We start from the raw sequence: 16,996 nt of genomic DNA on the forward strand, positions 1-16,996 counted from the left end.
GTTGAGAAATCATTTCTCAACTTTTTTTATTTTGATTAGATTATTTTCGATAGCGTTGTTTGAAATTAAAGGACTGATAGTTTGATTACTAATTAAGGTTAACGAATGCATAGCTCTTGTAACAATTGTATATAAAATTCCTAAGCTATGTTGATTAGGATAATTTTCTTTTGAAATATCCCAACCGATAATATCATCGAATTCCATTCCTTTTGCTAGATAAACAGGTAAGATAATCAATTTTTTATCAATCGTGCGAGCAGAATCAGAAACAAGTAGTGGATCAAAATTCTTTCTTAATTTACGATATAATGTTTCTGCTTCCTGTCGATCTTTGGTAATAATCGCAACTGAATCTTGTAATTTTAGTTTATCTTTAATTACTTGTTGTAAACGATTGAAACTAGCCGTTTGGTTAGGCTCAACGTAAAGAACAGGTTTTTCACCATCCCGATTGAATGCCTCAATATGTTCACCATCAGGTAACAGAGAGCTAGCAAAAGTTGTAATTGGATAGGTCGAACGGTAGGAACGGTTTAAATTAATTAAACGGGGATGTTTAACGGGAATAGCATCATTTAATTTTTTGAGTAATTGTGGAGCTGATTCGACGTCTTTAAAGATGGCTTGCTCACTATCACCAATCAAATTAAACTTAGCGTTGTTAAAAATTAATTTTAAATACATAATTTCAGCAATTGAATAATCTTGAACTTCGTCAATAAACAAATATTTAATATTATTATTTTTATTTTCACCAGTAAATTTATCTCGTAAATATAACATTGGGGCTGCATCAGCTAAGCGCATTTGATGAAATTCTAGTTGATGTTGAAATTGTGCTACGTCAGTTTGCCAATCACTGGAATTAATTCCAGTTGGTAAAACGACTTGATTGAGAAAATTAAGATATTGGGTAAATGGATCCCAAAAACTATTATTATAAATTGCATCATAAACAATCCGTAAGTGCTCTTTAGCAATTTTTTTAGCAATATAATCGTGTTCGGCATCAAAATCTTCAAAATCAGATGGTTTCGTATCGATTAAATAATTATGGTATTCTTCATCAGATAATGAATCCATCTTTTCAAGAACCCATTCATCATGAATGTCAGCCTGAACTCTCTTCTTTAATGCTTTAATTAATTTGTTTTTGGTTTGCAATAGTCTGTCTGCTAATTGTAGATTAGAGTTCAGACTCCCGTAGATTTTTTGAATTTCTTCTTTGGCAAAGAAAATCTCACCTTGAAAATAAATATCAGTGAAAACAATTTGTTTTTCAGTTAAATGATTTAAATAATCATCAATTTGATTAATAAAAGTTTGACTCCCTTTTAAATCATTAATTTGATTATTAGTTGTTTGTGATTCAAAGCGACTAAAGAGGGTTTGCACTTTAATTCCCTCTAAGCGTTGTGCAAAAAATTCGGCTAACGTTACTTGTCGCATATTTCGTTCTCCTAAACTAGGGAGCACGTCCCTAATATAGTTAGAGAATAATAAGTTGGGGGAGAACAAAATAATTTGGCTGGCATTTAATTCATCACGACTATGATAAAGTAAAAAAGCGATTCGTTGTAACAAAGCCGACGTTTTTCCAGAACCGGCAACCCCTTGTACTACTAATAAGTCACTTTTAGTGTCCCGAATAATATCATTTTGTTCTCTTTGAATAGTGGCAACGATGTTACGAAGTTGCTCAGAACTTTTATCGCTTAACTCTTTTTGTAAAAGTTCATCACCAACGGTTTCGTTAGTATCAAACATGTTAATGATTTGTCCATCTTTAATTTGAAATTGGCGTTTTTTTAACAAATCAGTGTTCTGTTTGCCATTCGGTGTTTCATAACTAACCTTTCCTAAATTTCCATTGTAATAGATACTAGAAATGGGAGCACGCCAGTCGTGAATTAAGAATTCACCGGTTTTATCGTCCAAAAGAGAAGCCGTTCCGATGTACAATTGTTCTGTTTCATCGTACCCCTCGTCTTTAATATCAATTCTTCCAAAGTAAGGAGAGTGTTTTAATTCTTGGTATGTCCGAAGTTGGCGTTTAACGATATTTTCATCTTCTACAACTTTGTTAACCAAACTTCTTTGTTGTTGCAAATCAGCTTTGGTTTCAATTCGGTCATCTGCTTCTAAATAGTTAACTGAGGTGTTGATGCCATAGTTTTTTTGGACTTTTTGTGCTTCTGTTTTGGCGTCTTCCACATCTTGTTTAGTTTTGTTAATTTTTTGGTTTAATAAGTCTGAAATAAAGGTGACACGTTGCTGTTCTTGTTGTTCATCTTGATTGTTCAAAATAACTACTCCTCGTTTATAAGTCGGTGCTTATTTTAATTGTAAAAAAAGGGCCTGTCAATGAGTTTGAACTTTGACATTTGAACATAAAACACCTAAAATTAACATTAAAGTTGAGTAGTGGCGTCGCCTTAACAGAGAGATTACGATTGCTGAAAGTAGTCAGACAAAACGAAATGGGTAAATGGTTAACAACCTTACAGTTATTAGTGGCATTTTTATAAATGCAAATTAGGTGGTACCACGTTTAGGCGTCCTATTGATTTTTATCAATGGACGTTTTTTTTGATAGAAAGGAAAATTTAAAATGACAAAAAAACCAATTATCTTAACCGGAGATCGTCCTACTGGCAAATTACACATTGGACACTTTGTTGGCTCATTGAGAAATCGAGTTGAATTACAAAATACCGGAGATTATGAACCATTCATTATGATTGCTGACATGCAGGCCTTAACGGATAATGCACGGGATCCAGAAAAAATCAGAAACAGTCTTTTCCAAGTTGCCTTAGATTATCTTGCAGTAGGAATTGATCCAACTAAGTCAACGATTTTTGTACAATCACAAATTCCAGCTTTAAACGAATTAACGATGATTTATATGAATCTAGTTTCAGTTGCACGTTTGGAAAGAAACCCAACTGTTAAACACGAAATTCAACAAAAGAGTTTTAAGGAAAGTGTTCCAGCAGGTTTCTTAACTTATCCAGTTTCACAAGCAGCTGATATTACAGCATTCAAAGCTACGGTTGTACCAGTTGGTGATGATCAAGAACCAATGCTCGAACAAACCAGAGAAATTGTGCGAAGCTTTAATAGTGCATATCATACTGATATTTTGGTTGAACCAAAGGGTTACTTTCCACCAAAGGGTGAAGGCCGAATTCCTGGTTTAGATGGTAATGCAAAGATGAGTAAATCACTTAATAATTGTATCTACTTATCTGATGATGCAGAAACTATCAAGAAAAAAGTGATGTCTATGTATACTGATCCTAACCACATTCATGTTGAAGATCCTGGTCAAGTAGAAGGAAATACAGTTTTCACTTATCTTGATATCTTTGCGGATGATAAAGCAAAGGTTCAAGAATTGAAGGACCAATACACTCGTGGTGGCTTGGGAGATGTTAAAATTAAATTATATTTAAATGAAGTTCTACAAAATATCTTGACCCCAATTCGTGAACGTCGGGAAAAATTTGAACAAGATCCCGCTAAAGTTTATCAGATTCTAAAAGAAGGCAGTAAAAAGGCTAACCAAGTTGCAGAAAAAACTTTACAAGAAGTTCGTGATGCAATGGGAATTAATTACTTTAACTAGTTAGGCCCACTAGTAGAGGAGATTCGGATGGAAAATTTTGTCATCATTGATATCGGTTCGAACTCGGTACGCATGGCTGTGTATCAAATTAATGCAGATGGAACCTACCATGAAATAAAACGAATGAAAAACGATACCCGCCTTTCTGAAGGAATGGGAAACAAAAACATTTTACAATTTTCTGCGATGAAACGAACGATTGCGACCTTAAAACACTTCAAATCAGAGTATAGTAAGTTATCTAATGTGACAGTGAAAGCTATCGCAACTGCGGCCGTTCGTCAAGCACAAAATCAACAAGATTTTTTGCACAGCATTAAAGATGAAATTGGAATCACTGTTCAAGTCTTAACTGGTAACGAAGAAGCTTATTACGATTATGAAGGAGTGGTAAAGCGTCTGAGTGTTCGAGATTACGTCTTAATGGATATTGGTGGAGCAAGTGTTGAAATTGTGCACGTACGGAACAAACAGGCCATCAATTACGTCAGTATTCCCACGGGAGCTGTGAAAATGACAGAACGGTTTAAATTGCAAAATGAAATTACAGCCGCAAACTTATTTTCCGCCCAACAATTTATCATCGAAATGTATAGCAAGATTGGTTGGTTAAAGCATCCACTGCACTATCCGATTGTTTTAATTGGTGGAGCTGCTCGAACCTTAGCTCGAATTAATCGGCGTCATCAACACTTTAAACACGTTGATCGAATTCAAGACTATCAACTTACCAGAAAACAAATTAATCATACAATGAGTATTTTTTTGAATGATAATTTAAAACAAAGACAACAAATTAATGGCTTAGAAAGTGACCGCGCTGATGTGATTGTCGGTGGTCTAATTAATTTAACGTCAGTCATGGATTTTATTGATTCAAAACGGGTAATTTTTTCAGATGGTGGAGTCCGCGAAGGCGTTGTGAACGAATACGTTGAAAAGGAACTTTAGTTAAAAAGGAGTTAATCAAATGACAGATTTTAGTGGCTTTTTTCGGAAACCTTATCAAGAACGACTTAAATTAGTGGCTGAATCAGCTAACTTAAATGAAGATCAAATCAAGACGATTAACCAAAATTTTCAATCAGTTGGTAGTGAATTGATTGAAAATTATTTAACTGATTTCGGACTACCTGAAGGAATTGCAACGAATTTTCGGGTGAATGATAAAGACTATTTGATTCCCATGGTAACTGAAGAGCCATCGGTAATTGCAGCAGCTAGTAACGGAGCAAAGATGTTATTAGATGGTGGTGGAATTACTGCCACAGCAGCTAGCAGAGTGCTAACTGGAGAAATCATTTTAAAGACTGATAATGTGCTTGGAGTTCAAGATTGGTTTGAAAAAAATAAAGATAAATTGATTGAGATTGCTTTAAAAGCTCATCCAAGTATTACGCAATATGGTGGAATTCGCGATATTAAATACAATATGATTGATGAAGAACATGTTTCTTTTGAACTCTTTGTTGATGTGGGCGATGCAATGGGCGCAAATACCATGAACTCAATGTTAGAAGCCGCTGCAAAAAACATTGAAATTAGTCTAGGACAAGAAGTTTTAATGAGTATCTTATCTAACTATGGCGATTATAATATTGTAATTGCTAAGGGAAAGGTACCTTTTGATGCCTTGCAACGTGGCGATTTATCAGGGGAAGCAGTAGCTCGTAAAATTGAAGAAGCCGCGCATGTTGCTAATATTTATCCCAAACGTGCTGCTACTCACAATAAAGGCATCATGAATGGAATCGATGCTGTGGTGATTGCTACCGGAAATGATTGGCGGGCAGTGGAAGCAGCAACCCATTCTTATGCGGCTCGAAAAGGCTCTTATAAGGGTCTCTCAAAATGGCGTGTAACGGAAGATGGTTTAGAAGGAATGATCAAGTTACCAATTCCGACTGGGACCGTTGGTGGAGCAACTCACTTATTACCAATGAGTAAAATCAATTATCAAATTTTAGACATTGATAATGCTATCGAAATTATGGAAGTTTTAGCAGGGGTTGGATTAGCACAAAATTTAGCTGCTTTAAAGGCCTTAGTAACGGATGGTATTCAACGAGGACATATGCGCCTTCAACTTAAGTCATTAGCAATGACTGCTGGTGCTAAAGGTGACGAAATTAAAGAAGTTTCTGTGCGTTTGGCTGATTTGCCAGATACGGCGAAAAATCTAGAAAATGCAACTCGAATTTTAAAGGAACTAAAAGGAGAAAAATAATTTGGCAGAAGAATTAAAGTTAGGACCAAAAGCAAAAAGTTTATTAAATGCAGTCTCACGTTTTTTTGATGGAGACGTCCAAGTTCAATTTATTGGGAATTTAAAATCAGGTTATGTAAAACATGATCAAGCTCAAATCATGCAAGATGGAAAAAATTTGTTTGTCCAAATTAATGATGTAACTGAACCTGATTTTACTGCTACCCATGAATTGCTTCATTTGTTAATGACCCTTCGTGGATTTCCCCAAATTTATTTTCCTTTAACAACTGGGGATGATGCGCTAGATGAACAACTTCGGTTTATTGGAACAGAACTTTTTGATGTTGTGGCACACTTTGTGGTTTATTCAGAACAACGTAAACATGGCTTAATTAATTCAAAAATCGCTGAAGAATACATCAAAGGAGTACGGCAAATGATTACTCCTGAAACTAGCAAAATTGATTCAGAAATGATTATCCGAGTAGTAACACTTTTGGATGCCATGGTTTTCTTTGGCAATGAATTTGCTAAACATGATGCAGTTTTTGTACAAAATTTTCCGATTGCAACTAAAGCTGCTCAACGTCTTTATAAAATTATTACAGAAAAACCAACTGATAGTCCTTTTGCACTTCGTCGAAATGTAGTGAAATTGTTTAAAGCTTTTGATGGTCAAATGAAGGGATGGGAGTTACCAGAACTTCAATTAACTGATTTTGCTATGATAACTTCAGTATTTTCTCAACGGCAATTAGGTCTAAAGGTAAGCCAGGTCTTTAAGCTTTATCATTCTAAATTAAAAGATACAAAAACTTTGACACCTGCCTACATTGGTTTTGCATCTGTTGATGATCAAGATTCGTTCGTTATAAGTGGACCAATCAATGCTCAAAAAGCAGAAAAATTTATTCAAAATATTTATGCTAAAACGGTTAAAGAATTATTTGATGAATTAAAAATTCCATATTTAATTAGATAAACGAGGACAGCCCATGAAAGTGACAGAAATTCAAAAAATGTTTGATGATGCCCATCACATTGTATTTTTAACGGGTGCCGGAGTTTCAACTCCTTCAGGAATTCCTGATTATCGCTCTAAAGGTGGTTTATATACGAATGATGAAACTAATAAACCAGCAGAGTATTATTTAAGTCATGATTGTTTAGTTAATGAACCAGAGACTTTTTATCATTATGTGATGAATAATATGTATTATCCCAATGCTAAACCGAACGTGATTCATGAAAAACAGGAAGAGTTAACGCGTGAAAACCGAGCAGCAATTGTCACCCAAAATGTGGATGGACTTTACCAAAAAGCGGGAGCCATACATCTATCTGAATTTCATGGCAATTTATATGATATTTACTGTCAAAAATGTGGCAAACATGTTGATTATGCTACTTATGCAAAATCAATGTATCATGAAAATTGTGGTGGAATCTTGCGTCCCAATATTGTTTTATATGGTGAAGGAATTAATGAAGAAACGGTCATGCAAAGTTTACAAGCAGTGCAAAAGGCTGATTTGATTGTGATTGTCGGAACCTCCATGCGAGTTTATCCTTTTGCTGGATTACTGGATTATCGTCAACGAAACGCTAAAGTTTTAGTAATTAATCAAGAAGAATTGAATTTACCGGTTCCGTTTATCATGCAAAAAATGGATGCGGTGGATTTCTTTAATGAGTTGCAGGTTTAAGTATGATTAAAATTGGATTAGCAACCTGGACTGACCATCCGTATTTGTCAGAACAACATAAACCCAAAATTACATTACCTGAATACACTGACTTCTTTCCAATTGTAGAAGTTGATAGTCCGTTTTATGCAATTCCAAAAGTTGAGTGGGTCCAAAAATGGGTTAGTGATGTTCCTGATGACTTCCAGTTCATCGTCAAGGCAAATTCTAAAATGACGAAAACTCCCATGCGAAATCAGCTGGAATTAAGTGACGAAGAGTTAGAAAAATTGTTTGTGAGATTTAAAGAAGCTTTTCAACAAATGATTGATACAGGGAAGTTAGCTTCTTTTTTGTTTCAGTTTCCCCCTTCATTTGCCTGTAATCAAACCAATATTCAATATTTACGCCAAATTCGGCAATGGATGGGGAAGTTACCACTTTCCATTGAATTTAGGAATTCATCATGGGTAGGTCCAGAAATTGGTAAAGATGCGGCTGATTTTTTGAGTAGTTTGAAGATGACTGAAGTAGTTGTTGACGAACCACACCAACTTTATAATGGAGTACCGTTTACCCCAGTTATTACTAATCGAAATTTTGCATATCTTCGATTACATGGACAAAACGAAGCAGCTTGGGCAAAAGGAACGAGAGAACGGTATCGCTACCGTTACTCAAAGCTGGAATTAGAACGGATTGCCAAAGTCGCCGTTGAATTAAGCCAATCGGCTGATGAAGTAGCAATTATTTTTAACAATAATACTGGAAAAGCAGCCGCCAAAAATGCGATTCAGTTACAAGAAATATTACACTTAAAAGGCAACCAGCAGGCAGCCATGCAGTTGAATTTGTTTTAGGTGATTTTTCTTAGTTTGGCTTTAATAATGATGTAGTATAATAAAAATAATAAAACAACAAGGAGAATCGACATGGCAGAGAAAAAACCAACATTTTATGTTACGACTCCAATTTACTATCCATCAGGTAGACTACACATAGGGAACTCTTATACTACTGTAGCTGCTGATGCGGTTGCACGTTATCGTCGTGCTTCTGGTTATGATGTTTTTTATTTAACTGGAACTGATGAACACGGTTTGAAAATTGAGCAAAAAGCCGAAAAATTAGGTGTTCAACCACAACAATATGTAGACAAAATGGCCAAGCAAATCAAAAATTTATGGGCCGAATTAGATGTTTCAAATGACGATTTCATTAGAACTACTGATGACCGTCATGTCAAAGCTGTCCAAAAAATCTTTCAACAATTATTAGATCAAGGTGACATTTACTTAGGAACTTATGCTGGTTGGTATTCAGTTTCTGATGAAGAATATTTCACTGAATCACAATTAGCAGAAGTTTATCGCGATGACGAAGGAAACGTAACTGGGGGGATTGCACCAACTGGTAACGAAGTCCAATTAGTTAACGAAGAATGTTACTTCTTCAAGATGAGTAAGTACGCCGATTGGTTAATGGACTATTACAAGTCTCATCCAGATTTTATCCAACCAAACGCCCGGATGCATGAAATGATTAATAATTTCTTGAAACCTGGTTTAGAAGATTTAGCCGTTTCTCGAACTACTTTTTCATGGGGAGTGCCGGTTTCAGCTAATCCAAAACACGTGGTTTATGTGTGGATTGATGCTTTGACCAACTATATTACTGCTCTTGGTTATGATAGTAAGGATGACTCACTCTTTAAAAAGTTTTGGCCTGCTAATTTACAAATGATTGGAAAAGAAATTGTGCGTTTCCATTGTATTTATTGGCCAATCATTTTGCACGCCCTAGGATTGCCACTTCCAAAAGAAATTTATGGACATGGTTGGATTACCATGAAAGATGGTAAGATGTCTAAATCAAAGGGAAATGCAATTTATCCTGAAGATTTAATTGCGCGTTATGGCCTCGATGCTACCCGTTATTATTTATTAAAAGCGGTTCCGTTTGCAGGTGATGGGGTTTTCACTCCCGAAGATTTTGTGAACCGGGTCAACTTCGATTTAGCCAACGATTTAGGTAACTTGTTAAATCGGACCGTTGCGATGATTAACAAGTATGAAGGTGGAGTAACTCCTGATTATCATGATACTGATGATGAGGCGAGCCAAGAATTACAAAAAATGGCAGCTGATGCAACTGAAGAATATAAACATTTAATGGATACAGTTCATTTATCTGATGCGCTTTCAGCAGTTTGGAAATTAATTTCGCAAACCAACAAGTACATCGACCAAAGTGAACCATGGGTCTTAGCTAAGCAACAAGCTACTGATGAAGCTAGTGCTAAACAATTAGCCAACGTGATGGCGCACTTAGCTGCTAGTTTACGTTTGATTGCCATTTTAATTAGTCCAGCAATGCCAAATGCGGCCTTTGAAATTCTCAACCAACTTGGGTTAGATGCCGGTACGTTTGACATTAAAAATGCGAAACTTAATGATTTTGTCGGCGGACGGAAAGTTGTTGAAAATGGAGAACCAATTTTCCCACGGGTCGATGTTAAGGAAGAAGTAGAATACATTAAGGGTAAAATGACCGTTAACGAAAAAGCTAAGGGTCGAGCAGCTATGAAACAAGCTGAGGAAAAGCAAGCTACTCCTGGTGTGGCTACTTTGAAAAATCTTAAAGATGACATTGCCTTTCCTGACTTTGAAAAAGTTGAATTAAAAGTGGCTGAAATCAAAGCAGTTGGCAAAGTGGAAAAAGCTGATAAATTATTAAAATTCAAACTTGATGCTGGTGATGATGGAGAACGACAAATCGTTTCTGGAATCGCAAAATGGTATCCTGATTTTGAAAAATTAGTTGGTAAAAAAGTAATTATCGTAGCTAACTTGAAACCAATTAAGCTTCGTGGTGAATTAAGCCAAGGAATGATTCTTTCAAGTGAAAAAGCTAATGGTGACATTCAAGTTGTAACAGTTGACCCATCATTAGAAAACGGTAGTTCATTAGCATAATCAATTAGGCTTCACTAATTAAAATTGGTGAAGTTTTTTTGCTAATTAGGAGGTTTATCATGAAAATTTTTGACTCACATACTCATTTAAATGACGAGCATTTTGCGGGACAGGTGCAAGATTACTTTGATCATGCCCAAAAACTCGGAGTTGTTAAAATGGCAAACGTTGGGTCCAATGCAGCATTAAACCAACGGGCAATAGAATTAGCGCATGCATATGAAGATATGTATGCAATTGTGGGCTGGCATCCAGAAGACTCGCTTAACTATGATGAAGAGGCAGAACGAAAATTAGAAGCCCAACTTGCCGATCCAAAAGTGGTTGCCTTAGGTGAAATTGGAATGGACCTTTTTCAAAAGAGCTCCCCAAAGGATGTCCAAGAACGAGTTTTCCGACGACAAATTCAACTGGCTAAAAATTTACACATGCCCATTTCAGTGCATAATCGAGATGCCTTTGAAGATACTTATCGGATTTTAAAAGACGAACACATTGAAACGGTCGGTGGGATTATTCACAGTTTTAATGGTGACATTGAGTGGATGAAGAAATTCTTAGACTTAGGGATGAACCTTTCTTATAGTGGAGTTGTCAGTTTTAAAAAAACCAAGGAAGTTCATGAAGCAGCTAAGCAAACGCCGATAGATCGAATTTTGGTTGAAACAGATGCACCATATTTAGCTCCAGAACCATTACGGGGACATCAAAATGAGCCGGCTTATACTTTATATACTTTAGAAGCGGTTGCGCGTTATAAGGATTTAAATCCCGATGAAGTAGCAAAAGCAACCTATGCAAATACAATGAGAATTTTTGGATTGGATAAATAAATGAAACGAATTAAAGAAGTAATTGTAGTTGAAGGAAAAGATGATACGAAACGAATTCAACGAGCCGTTGATGCTGATACCATCGAAACTCGCGGATCAGCCATTGATGATGAAACCTTAGATTTAATTGATCGGTTAGCACAAACTCGAGGAGTTATTGTGTTCACTGATCCTGATTTCTCCGGAGAAAAGATTAGACGGATTATTTCAGAAGAAATCCCAGAAGCTAAACACGCGTTTTTGAAAAAGAAAGATGCTGTTCCCGATAATCCTCGTGGTTCATTGGGAGTAGAGCATGCTTCACCAGAAGCAATTAGGGAAGCCTTGAGCTTGGTTTATACTGAAAGTCATGATAATCCAGAAGTAATTAGCCAACAAGAATTAATGGATTCTAATTTAATGGGAAGCCATGATGCAAAAGAACGGCGTTTAGAATTGGGTGAAATTTTACATCTAGGCTATGTTAATGCCAAACAATTACAACGTCGTTTACGCATGTTTGGGATTACAAAAGCTGAATTTGAAGCTGCTTTAAAGCAAATAGATTAGGAGAAAATTAATGAGTGAAACTCCAGAAATTGGAAGTAGAACCAGAACGCTAGCAATCTTAAATGAATATCATTTAAGTGCCAAAAAAAGTTTAGGCCAAAACTTCTTAGATGATTTAGATGTCCTTCATGGGATTGTAGAAGCAGCAGAAATTACTGATGCAGACGATGTGATTGAAATTGGTCCTGGAATTGGGGCTTTAACTGAACAAATTGCTAAACGTGCTCATCAAGTAGTGGCATTTGAAATTGATGATAATTTATTACCGGTTTTAGATGAAACGTTATTTCAATACAATAATGTGACTATTTTGCATGAAGACTTTTTAAATGCTAATTTACCGGAAGTAATTGCTGATAATTTTGACGGTCAACATGCGTTGAAAATTGTGGCAAACTTACCTTATTACATTACAAAGCCAATCTTAATGAGCATTTTAAAGGGTAATGTTCCATATACTAACTTGGTATTTATGATGCAACGTGAAGTTGCTGATCGACTTTGTGCTAAACCAGATACACATGACTATGGCTCTTTGAGCGTGATTAACCAATATCTTGATGATGTTGAAATTGCGATTGAGGTCTCGCATACATCTTTTATTCCGGCTCCAAAAGTTGATTCCGCAGTAGTTAAATTGGTTCCTAAAAAGAGTCGCAAGTTTGTGGCTTATGATCAAAAAGCATTTTTTGGATTTGTCCATGGTTGCTTTATGCATCGTCGCAAAACGTTATGGAATAATTTGCAAGGAGTTTTCGGAAAAAAACCAGAAGTTAAAGAACAAGTTGAATTGATTTTAGAACAGTTAAACATTAAGAAAACAGTTCGTCCTCAAGAGCTAGAAGTTGATCAATTTGTTAAAATGGCAAATGCTTTTCATGAACAAGGATTATTGTGATATAATGAAGGCTTTACAAATTTAATTAAAAAGTGTATAATTCAACTCTGAGGTGATTTGAGTGAATTTACCAGATATTAAAAGTTGGATTAAAGGTCATCTTGGAAGTGACATCAAGGTTACTGAACAAGCAGGACGAAAAAGAACGAACGAGTATGAAGGCGTTCTTTCTGAAGTTTTTCCTGCCGTATTTATCGTCGATTTGGAATCAAATGAACAACCTGCCCAAGCCTCTTTTACATATTCAAAAATATTAACTGAAGACATTGAGGTTACGTTCATTAATAAAGATTAACGTTAAAAAAAAGAGACTGATGGGTCTTTTTTTTTGCAAAAATTTTCGTTTAGCCAAGCTAAAGGAGTAACAAATGAACGATTTGATTTTAGAAGCTCATGATTTATGGGAAGACTTTTCCGAAAAGCAAGTGCTCAATAATTTGAATTTTAAATTAAAGCGCGGAACATTTTTAAGTATTGTCGGAGAAAATGGGGTTGGAAAAACTACCCTAATTAAAATTATTTTAGGCCAACTAAACCCAACCAAGGGAACGATTGAATTTTTTCCAAACCGAAAAGCTGTGAAGATTGGCTATGTTCCACAATTTAGAAACATTGGAGACGAATATCCACTTTCAGCGAAAAACTTTGTTAGTTTAAACTTCAACGGTTATAAATTACCTTGGTTAAGTCGTCATGAAAAAGCTCGTCTTAAACAAATTTTACAACAAACAAATTTAACTAAAATTGAAAATGAACCACTGGGACAAACATCTGGGGGAGAAAAACAGCGTGCATATTTAGCGCAAGCGTTAATTAATCAGCCAGATTTATTGATATTAGACGAATCAACGGCTAGTCTTGATCCAATTGCTAAAGAAAATTTATTAGAATTGGTCAAAAATTTAAACCAAAAAACGGGTGTAACGGTGATTTCCGTAACTCATGATATCCCTCTTGCTAAGCAATTTTCCGACGAATTTTTACTATTAAAAGCAGATGGTTATGAAACTGGTCCGATTAATGATTTAAATGTTTATGATTATCAAGGAGGACAATAATATGTTTAGTCTTGAGTTTATGCAACATGCCTATCTTGCTAGTACGATTATTGCGATTGTTTGTGGATTTATTGGCGTGTTTGTGGTTTCTCGGAATATGCCTTTTTTAACGCATACTTTGTCAGAAATTGGGTTTGCTGGGGCTGCATTTGGAATGTTTGTTGGTTTAAGTCCTTTAGACGGAATGCTTATTTTTACGATGATTAGTTCGGTACTAGTTGGTAAAATGGGATCTAGAGCATCACGACGCGAGGATTCAATTAGTGCTATTTCTGGATTATTTATCGGGTTAGGAGTCTTGTTTTTAGCTTTATCAAATAAGAGTGCTAGTTATGCAACTAATATTTTGTTTGGGAGTGTCGTCGGAATTAACGCGACTGACGTTTATCAAATGATTGGACTCTCCATCATTGTATTGGTAGTTTTATTAGTGATTTATCGTAATTTAAAATTTGATTCTTTTGATCCCATTGGTGCTAAAGCCCAACATGTTAACAGTAGCTTAATGTCAATTGTCTTTTTACTTTTGTTAGCTTTAAGTGTTTCAGTGGTAGCTCAAATTGTTGGATCATTATTAATCTTCATTTTATTAACTTTACCTGCTGCAAGTGCCAAATATTTTGCTCATTCAGTTAGTAAAATGATTGCTTGCTCAATAGCATTTGGGTTAATTGGAGTTTGGGTGGGACTATATCTTGGCTATGTGACGAATTGGCCAGTTAGTTTCTTTATTGCTACGATTGAATGTTTAATTTATTTCAGTGCCTTAGCATTTAACTATTATCAGAAAAAAGCTTAACATTAGCCTTTAAAAACACTAAATTAAAGAATTTAGTGTTTTTTTGTTAAATTTAAATTAAATTTACGCAGAAACCGAACGTTTGTGGTAGAATTCATGTTGTATGTAAATAGATTAACGAGGTGTAATAATGAAAATTAAACGTAGCGAACGATTAGTAGATATGACAGATTATATGTTAAACCGGCCCCATACTTTAATTCCTTTGACATTTTTTGCCAAACGGTATGGTTCAGCTAAATCTTCAATTAGTGAGGATTTAACGATTCTTAAACGCACTTTCCAAGAAAGAGGAATTGGTTTAGTAGAAACGGTTTCTGGAGCTGCTGGTGGAGCAAAATATATTCCTTATATTCTTAAAGAAGACGCCAACAAGTTCATGGACGAAGTCATTGAAATTTTAAATAACAGTCAAAGACAACTTCCTGGTGGTTACGTTTATATGTCTGATATTTTAGGTGATCCATCTAAATTACGTTTCTTAGGTCGGATTATTGCAACACAATATCTAAACCAACAAGTCGATGCAGTGCTTACAGTTGCTACCCGTGGAGTTCCAATTGCTCAAGCTGCTTCTCAATATTTAAACATTCCGCTTGTCATTGCTCGTCATGATAGTAATATTACTGAAGGTTCAACTGTGAATGTTAACTACATGTCTGGTTCAAGTAAAAAAATTAAACGAATGACAATTTCAAAACGAAGCCTTGATGAAGGTTCAAACGTTTTAATTGTGGATGATTTTATTCATGGCGGTGGTACCATTAATGGACTTTCATCATTAATTAAAGAATTTGATTGTAATTTAGTTGGTAGCACTTTCTTTGCTGAAGGAGTTAGTGATAAAAATAAAGATTTTGGTGATTATACTTCATTAGTTAAAATGGAACATACTGACGATGATGACATGATTATCACTAAAGGAAATTATGACGAAAAAATCTTTGGGAGTACTAAGTAGGAGGATAAAATGAGTGCAAGAAACACAATCATTCTAGCTGCCGGTAAAGGTACTAGAATGAAATCAAAGTTATATAAAGTTTTGCATCGAATTTGCGGAAAATCAATGGTTGATCATGTTTTAACTCAAGTTTCAAAGTTAAATATGGATAACATTGTGACAGTCGTTGGTTTTGGTGCTGAAGATGTTGAAAAAGAACTTGGAAATCGAACTAAGTATGTGGTTCAAAATCAACAGCTAGGTACTGGAGATGCAGTTTTACGTGCCGAAGATTTATTAAAGAATTCTGATGGAACTACTTTAGTAATTAGCGGTGATACACCCTTATTCACGGCAAAAACACTCGAAAAATTGTTTGCTTATCATGCCGATAAACAAGCAACTGCCACTATTTTAACTTCCGTTGCTCCTAATCCAACTGGATATGGTCGAATTGTCAGAAATGATTTAGGAATTGTCGAAAAAATTGTCGAAGAAAAAGATGCCAGTTCAGAAGAACGAAACATTAAAGAAATTAACACAGGGGTTTACGTTTTTAATAACCAAAAATTATTCAAGGCCCTTCACGAAATTAACAATGATAATGCCCAAGGTGAATACTATCTTACGGATGCCATTGAAATCTTAAAACGGAAAGGTGGCATTATTGCTGCTTACCAAATGGATGATTTTGATGAATCAATGGGAGTTAATAACCGAGTTGCTCAAGCAGCCGCTACCAAGGTCATGCAACGTCGGATTAATGAATATCATATGAATAATGGGGTTACAATTGTTAATCCTGATGATACTTATATTGACGTTGATATTGAAATTGGTCCAGATACAATTATTGAACCTGGTGTTCAACTTCAAAAGGGTACTAAAATTGGGCGAGACTGTGTGATTGGAGCTAATTCTAAGATTACCGGTAGTATTATTCATGATGGGGTTACAGTTACTTCTTCAACCATTGAAGATTCTGAAATGATGGATGGATCTAACATTGGACCAAATAGTCACTTACGTCCTCAATCATTGATTGGCAAGCACGTTCATATTGGAAACTTCTGTGAAGTTAAAAAAGCCACGATTGGTGAAGGCACTAAGATTGGTCATTTAACTTATGTTGGGAATGCCACTTTAGGTAAAGATATTAACGTTGGCTGTGGAGTAATCTTTGCTAATTATGATGGTAAAAATAAACATGAAACTAAAGTTGGCGATGACGTCTTTATTGGCAGTAATGCTAACTTAATTGCACCACTTGAAATAGCTGATCATAGCTTTATTGCAGCTGGTTCGACGATTACGGATGATATTCATCAATATGACATGGCTATTGCACGTGAACGGCAAACTAATAAACCAAATTACTATCAAAAATTACCATTTAATGGAGCGGACTAGTTATAT

General features: G+C 35.4%; 16 protein-coding genes. 15 read left to right on the top strand and 1 reads right to left on the bottom strand.

The window, feature by feature from the left end:
* Nucleotides 1–9: 9 nt before the first annotated feature.
* Nucleotides 10–2,307 (bottom strand): RNA polymerase recycling motor HelD, encoded by a 2,298-nt coding sequence (gene helD / locus PY770_RS01990; protein ID WP_139555013.1) that lies wholly within the window; start codon nt 2,305–2,307, stop codon nt 10–12.
* 307 nt (nt 2,308–2,614) lie between these two features.
* On the opposite strand from helD, the gene trpS reads away from it, so the two are divergent.
* The 15 genes from trpS to glmU all read left to right on the top strand — a co-directional run bounded on the left by trpS (nt 2,615) and on the right by glmU (nt 16,990).
* A complete protein-coding gene (gene trpS / locus PY770_RS01995; protein WP_014081697.1) occupies nt 2,615–3,634 on the top strand; it encodes a tryptophan--tRNA ligase in 1,020 nt (339 codons plus the stop codon).
* Nucleotides 3,635–3,661: 27 nt separating this feature from the next.
* Nucleotides 3,662–4,585, top strand: coding sequence for a Ppx/GppA phosphatase family protein (locus PY770_RS02000; RefSeq protein ID WP_041817605.1), 924 nt, complete (start codon nt 3,662–3,664; stop codon nt 4,583–4,585).
* A gap of 19 nt (nt 4,586–4,604) precedes the next feature.
* A complete protein-coding gene (locus PY770_RS02005; protein WP_014081699.1) occupies nt 4,605–5,861 on the top strand; it encodes a hydroxymethylglutaryl-CoA reductase, degradative in 1,257 nt (418 codons plus the stop codon).
* 1 nt (nt 5,862) lies between these two features.
* Nucleotides 5,863–6,825 (top strand): IpaB/EvcA family protein, encoded by a 963-nt coding sequence (locus PY770_RS02010; RefSeq protein WP_163600921.1) that lies wholly within the window; start codon nt 5,863–5,865, stop codon nt 6,823–6,825.
* Nucleotides 6,826–6,838: 13 nt separating this feature from the next.
* Entirely contained in the window at nt 6,839–7,549 is a 711-nt protein-coding gene (locus PY770_RS02015; protein ID WP_014081701.1) for an NAD-dependent protein deacylase, read from the top strand.
* 2 nt (nt 7,550–7,551) lie between these two features.
* Nucleotides 7,552–8,388: a DUF72 domain-containing protein gene (locus tag PY770_RS02020; protein ID WP_275046040.1), complete on the top strand. Its 837-nt coding sequence runs from the start codon at nt 7,552–7,554 to the stop codon at nt 8,386–8,388.
* Between the two features lie 72 nt (nt 8,389–8,460).
* Nucleotides 8,461–10,503 (top strand): methionine--tRNA ligase, encoded by a 2,043-nt coding sequence (gene metG, locus PY770_RS02025; RefSeq protein WP_139555014.1) that lies wholly within the window; start codon nt 8,461–8,463, stop codon nt 10,501–10,503.
* Between the two features lie 59 nt (nt 10,504–10,562).
* Nucleotides 10,563–11,336, top strand: coding sequence for a TatD family hydrolase (locus PY770_RS02030; RefSeq protein ID WP_041817607.1), 774 nt, complete (start codon nt 10,563–10,565; stop codon nt 11,334–11,336).
* A complete protein-coding gene (gene rnmV / locus PY770_RS02035; RefSeq protein WP_056958011.1) occupies nt 11,337–11,885 on the top strand; it encodes a ribonuclease M5 in 549 nt (182 codons plus the stop codon).
* 10 nt (nt 11,886–11,895) lie between these two features.
* Nucleotides 11,896–12,783, top strand: coding sequence for a 16S rRNA (adenine(1518)-N(6)/adenine(1519)-N(6))-dimethyltransferase RsmA (rsmA, locus tag PY770_RS02040; RefSeq protein WP_103428609.1), 888 nt, complete (start codon nt 11,896–11,898; stop codon nt 12,781–12,783).
* A 61-nt stretch (nt 12,784–12,844) separates the two neighbouring features.
* Nucleotides 12,845–13,078 (top strand): Veg family protein, encoded by a 234-nt coding sequence (locus PY770_RS02045; RefSeq protein ID WP_014081707.1) that lies wholly within the window; start codon nt 12,845–12,847, stop codon nt 13,076–13,078.
* A gap of 73 nt (nt 13,079–13,151) precedes the next feature.
* Nucleotides 13,152–13,841 (top strand): metal ABC transporter ATP-binding protein, encoded by a 690-nt coding sequence (locus PY770_RS02050; protein WP_103428610.1) that lies wholly within the window; start codon nt 13,152–13,154, stop codon nt 13,839–13,841.
* Nucleotide 13,842: 1 nt separating this feature from the next.
* A complete protein-coding gene (locus PY770_RS02055) occupies nt 13,843–14,640 on the top strand; it encodes a metal ABC transporter permease (protein ID WP_056958006.1) in 798 nt (265 codons plus the stop codon).
* Between the two features lie 130 nt (nt 14,641–14,770).
* Entirely contained in the window at nt 14,771–15,601 is an 831-nt protein-coding gene (purR, locus tag PY770_RS02060) for a pur operon repressor (RefSeq protein ID WP_275046041.1), read from the top strand.
* 9 nt (nt 15,602–15,610) lie between these two features.
* Nucleotides 15,611–16,990 (top strand): bifunctional UDP-N-acetylglucosamine diphosphorylase/glucosamine-1-phosphate N-acetyltransferase GlmU, encoded by a 1,380-nt coding sequence (glmU, locus tag PY770_RS02065; protein ID WP_139555016.1) that lies wholly within the window; start codon nt 15,611–15,613, stop codon nt 16,988–16,990.
* The last annotated feature ends 6 nt before the right edge of the window (nt 16,991–16,996 follow it).

This window comes from Fructilactobacillus sanfranciscensis (assembly GCF_029023685.1).
Classification (GTDB): Bacteria; Bacillota; Bacilli; order Lactobacillales; family Lactobacillaceae; genus Fructilactobacillus; species Fructilactobacillus sanfranciscensis.

Excerpts from the sequence above, each read along its gene's own strand:
- PY770_RS02020 (WP_275046040.1), top strand. The coding sequence starts at position 7,552 with ATGATTAAAATTGGATTAGCAACCTGGACTGACCATCCGTATTTGTCA.
- PY770_RS02005 (WP_014081699.1), top strand. The coding sequence starts at position 4,605 with ATGACAGATTTTAGTGGCTTTTTTCGGAAACCTTATCAAGAACGACTT.
- PY770_RS02050 (WP_103428610.1), top strand. The coding sequence starts at position 13,152 with ATGAACGATTTGATTTTAGAAGCTCATGATTTATGGGAAGACTTTTCC.
- metG (WP_139555014.1), top strand. The coding sequence starts at position 8,461 with ATGGCAGAGAAAAAACCAACATTTTATGTTACGACTCCAATTTACTAT.
- purR (WP_275046041.1), top strand. The coding sequence starts at position 14,771 with ATGAAAATTAAACGTAGCGAACGATTAGTAGATATGACAGATTATATG.
- trpS (WP_014081697.1), top strand. The coding sequence starts at position 2,615 with ATGACAAAAAAACCAATTATCTTAACCGGAGATCGTCCTACTGGCAAA.
- PY770_RS02055 (WP_056958006.1), top strand. The coding sequence starts at position 13,843 with ATGTTTAGTCTTGAGTTTATGCAACATGCCTATCTTGCTAGTACGATT.
- glmU (WP_139555016.1), top strand. The coding sequence starts at position 15,611 with ATGAGTGCAAGAAACACAATCATTCTAGCTGCCGGTAAAGGTACTAGA.
- rsmA (WP_103428609.1), top strand. The coding sequence starts at position 11,896 with ATGAGTGAAACTCCAGAAATTGGAAGTAGAACCAGAACGCTAGCAATC.
- PY770_RS02000 (WP_041817605.1), top strand. The coding sequence starts at position 3,662 with ATGGAAAATTTTGTCATCATTGATATCGGTTCGAACTCGGTACGCATG.
- PY770_RS02030 (WP_041817607.1), top strand. The coding sequence starts at position 10,563 with ATGAAAATTTTTGACTCACATACTCATTTAAATGACGAGCATTTTGCG.
- PY770_RS02015 (WP_014081701.1), top strand. The coding sequence starts at position 6,839 with ATGAAAGTGACAGAAATTCAAAAAATGTTTGATGATGCCCATCACATT.
- rnmV (WP_056958011.1), top strand. The coding sequence starts at position 11,337 with ATGAAACGAATTAAAGAAGTAATTGTAGTTGAAGGAAAAGATGATACG.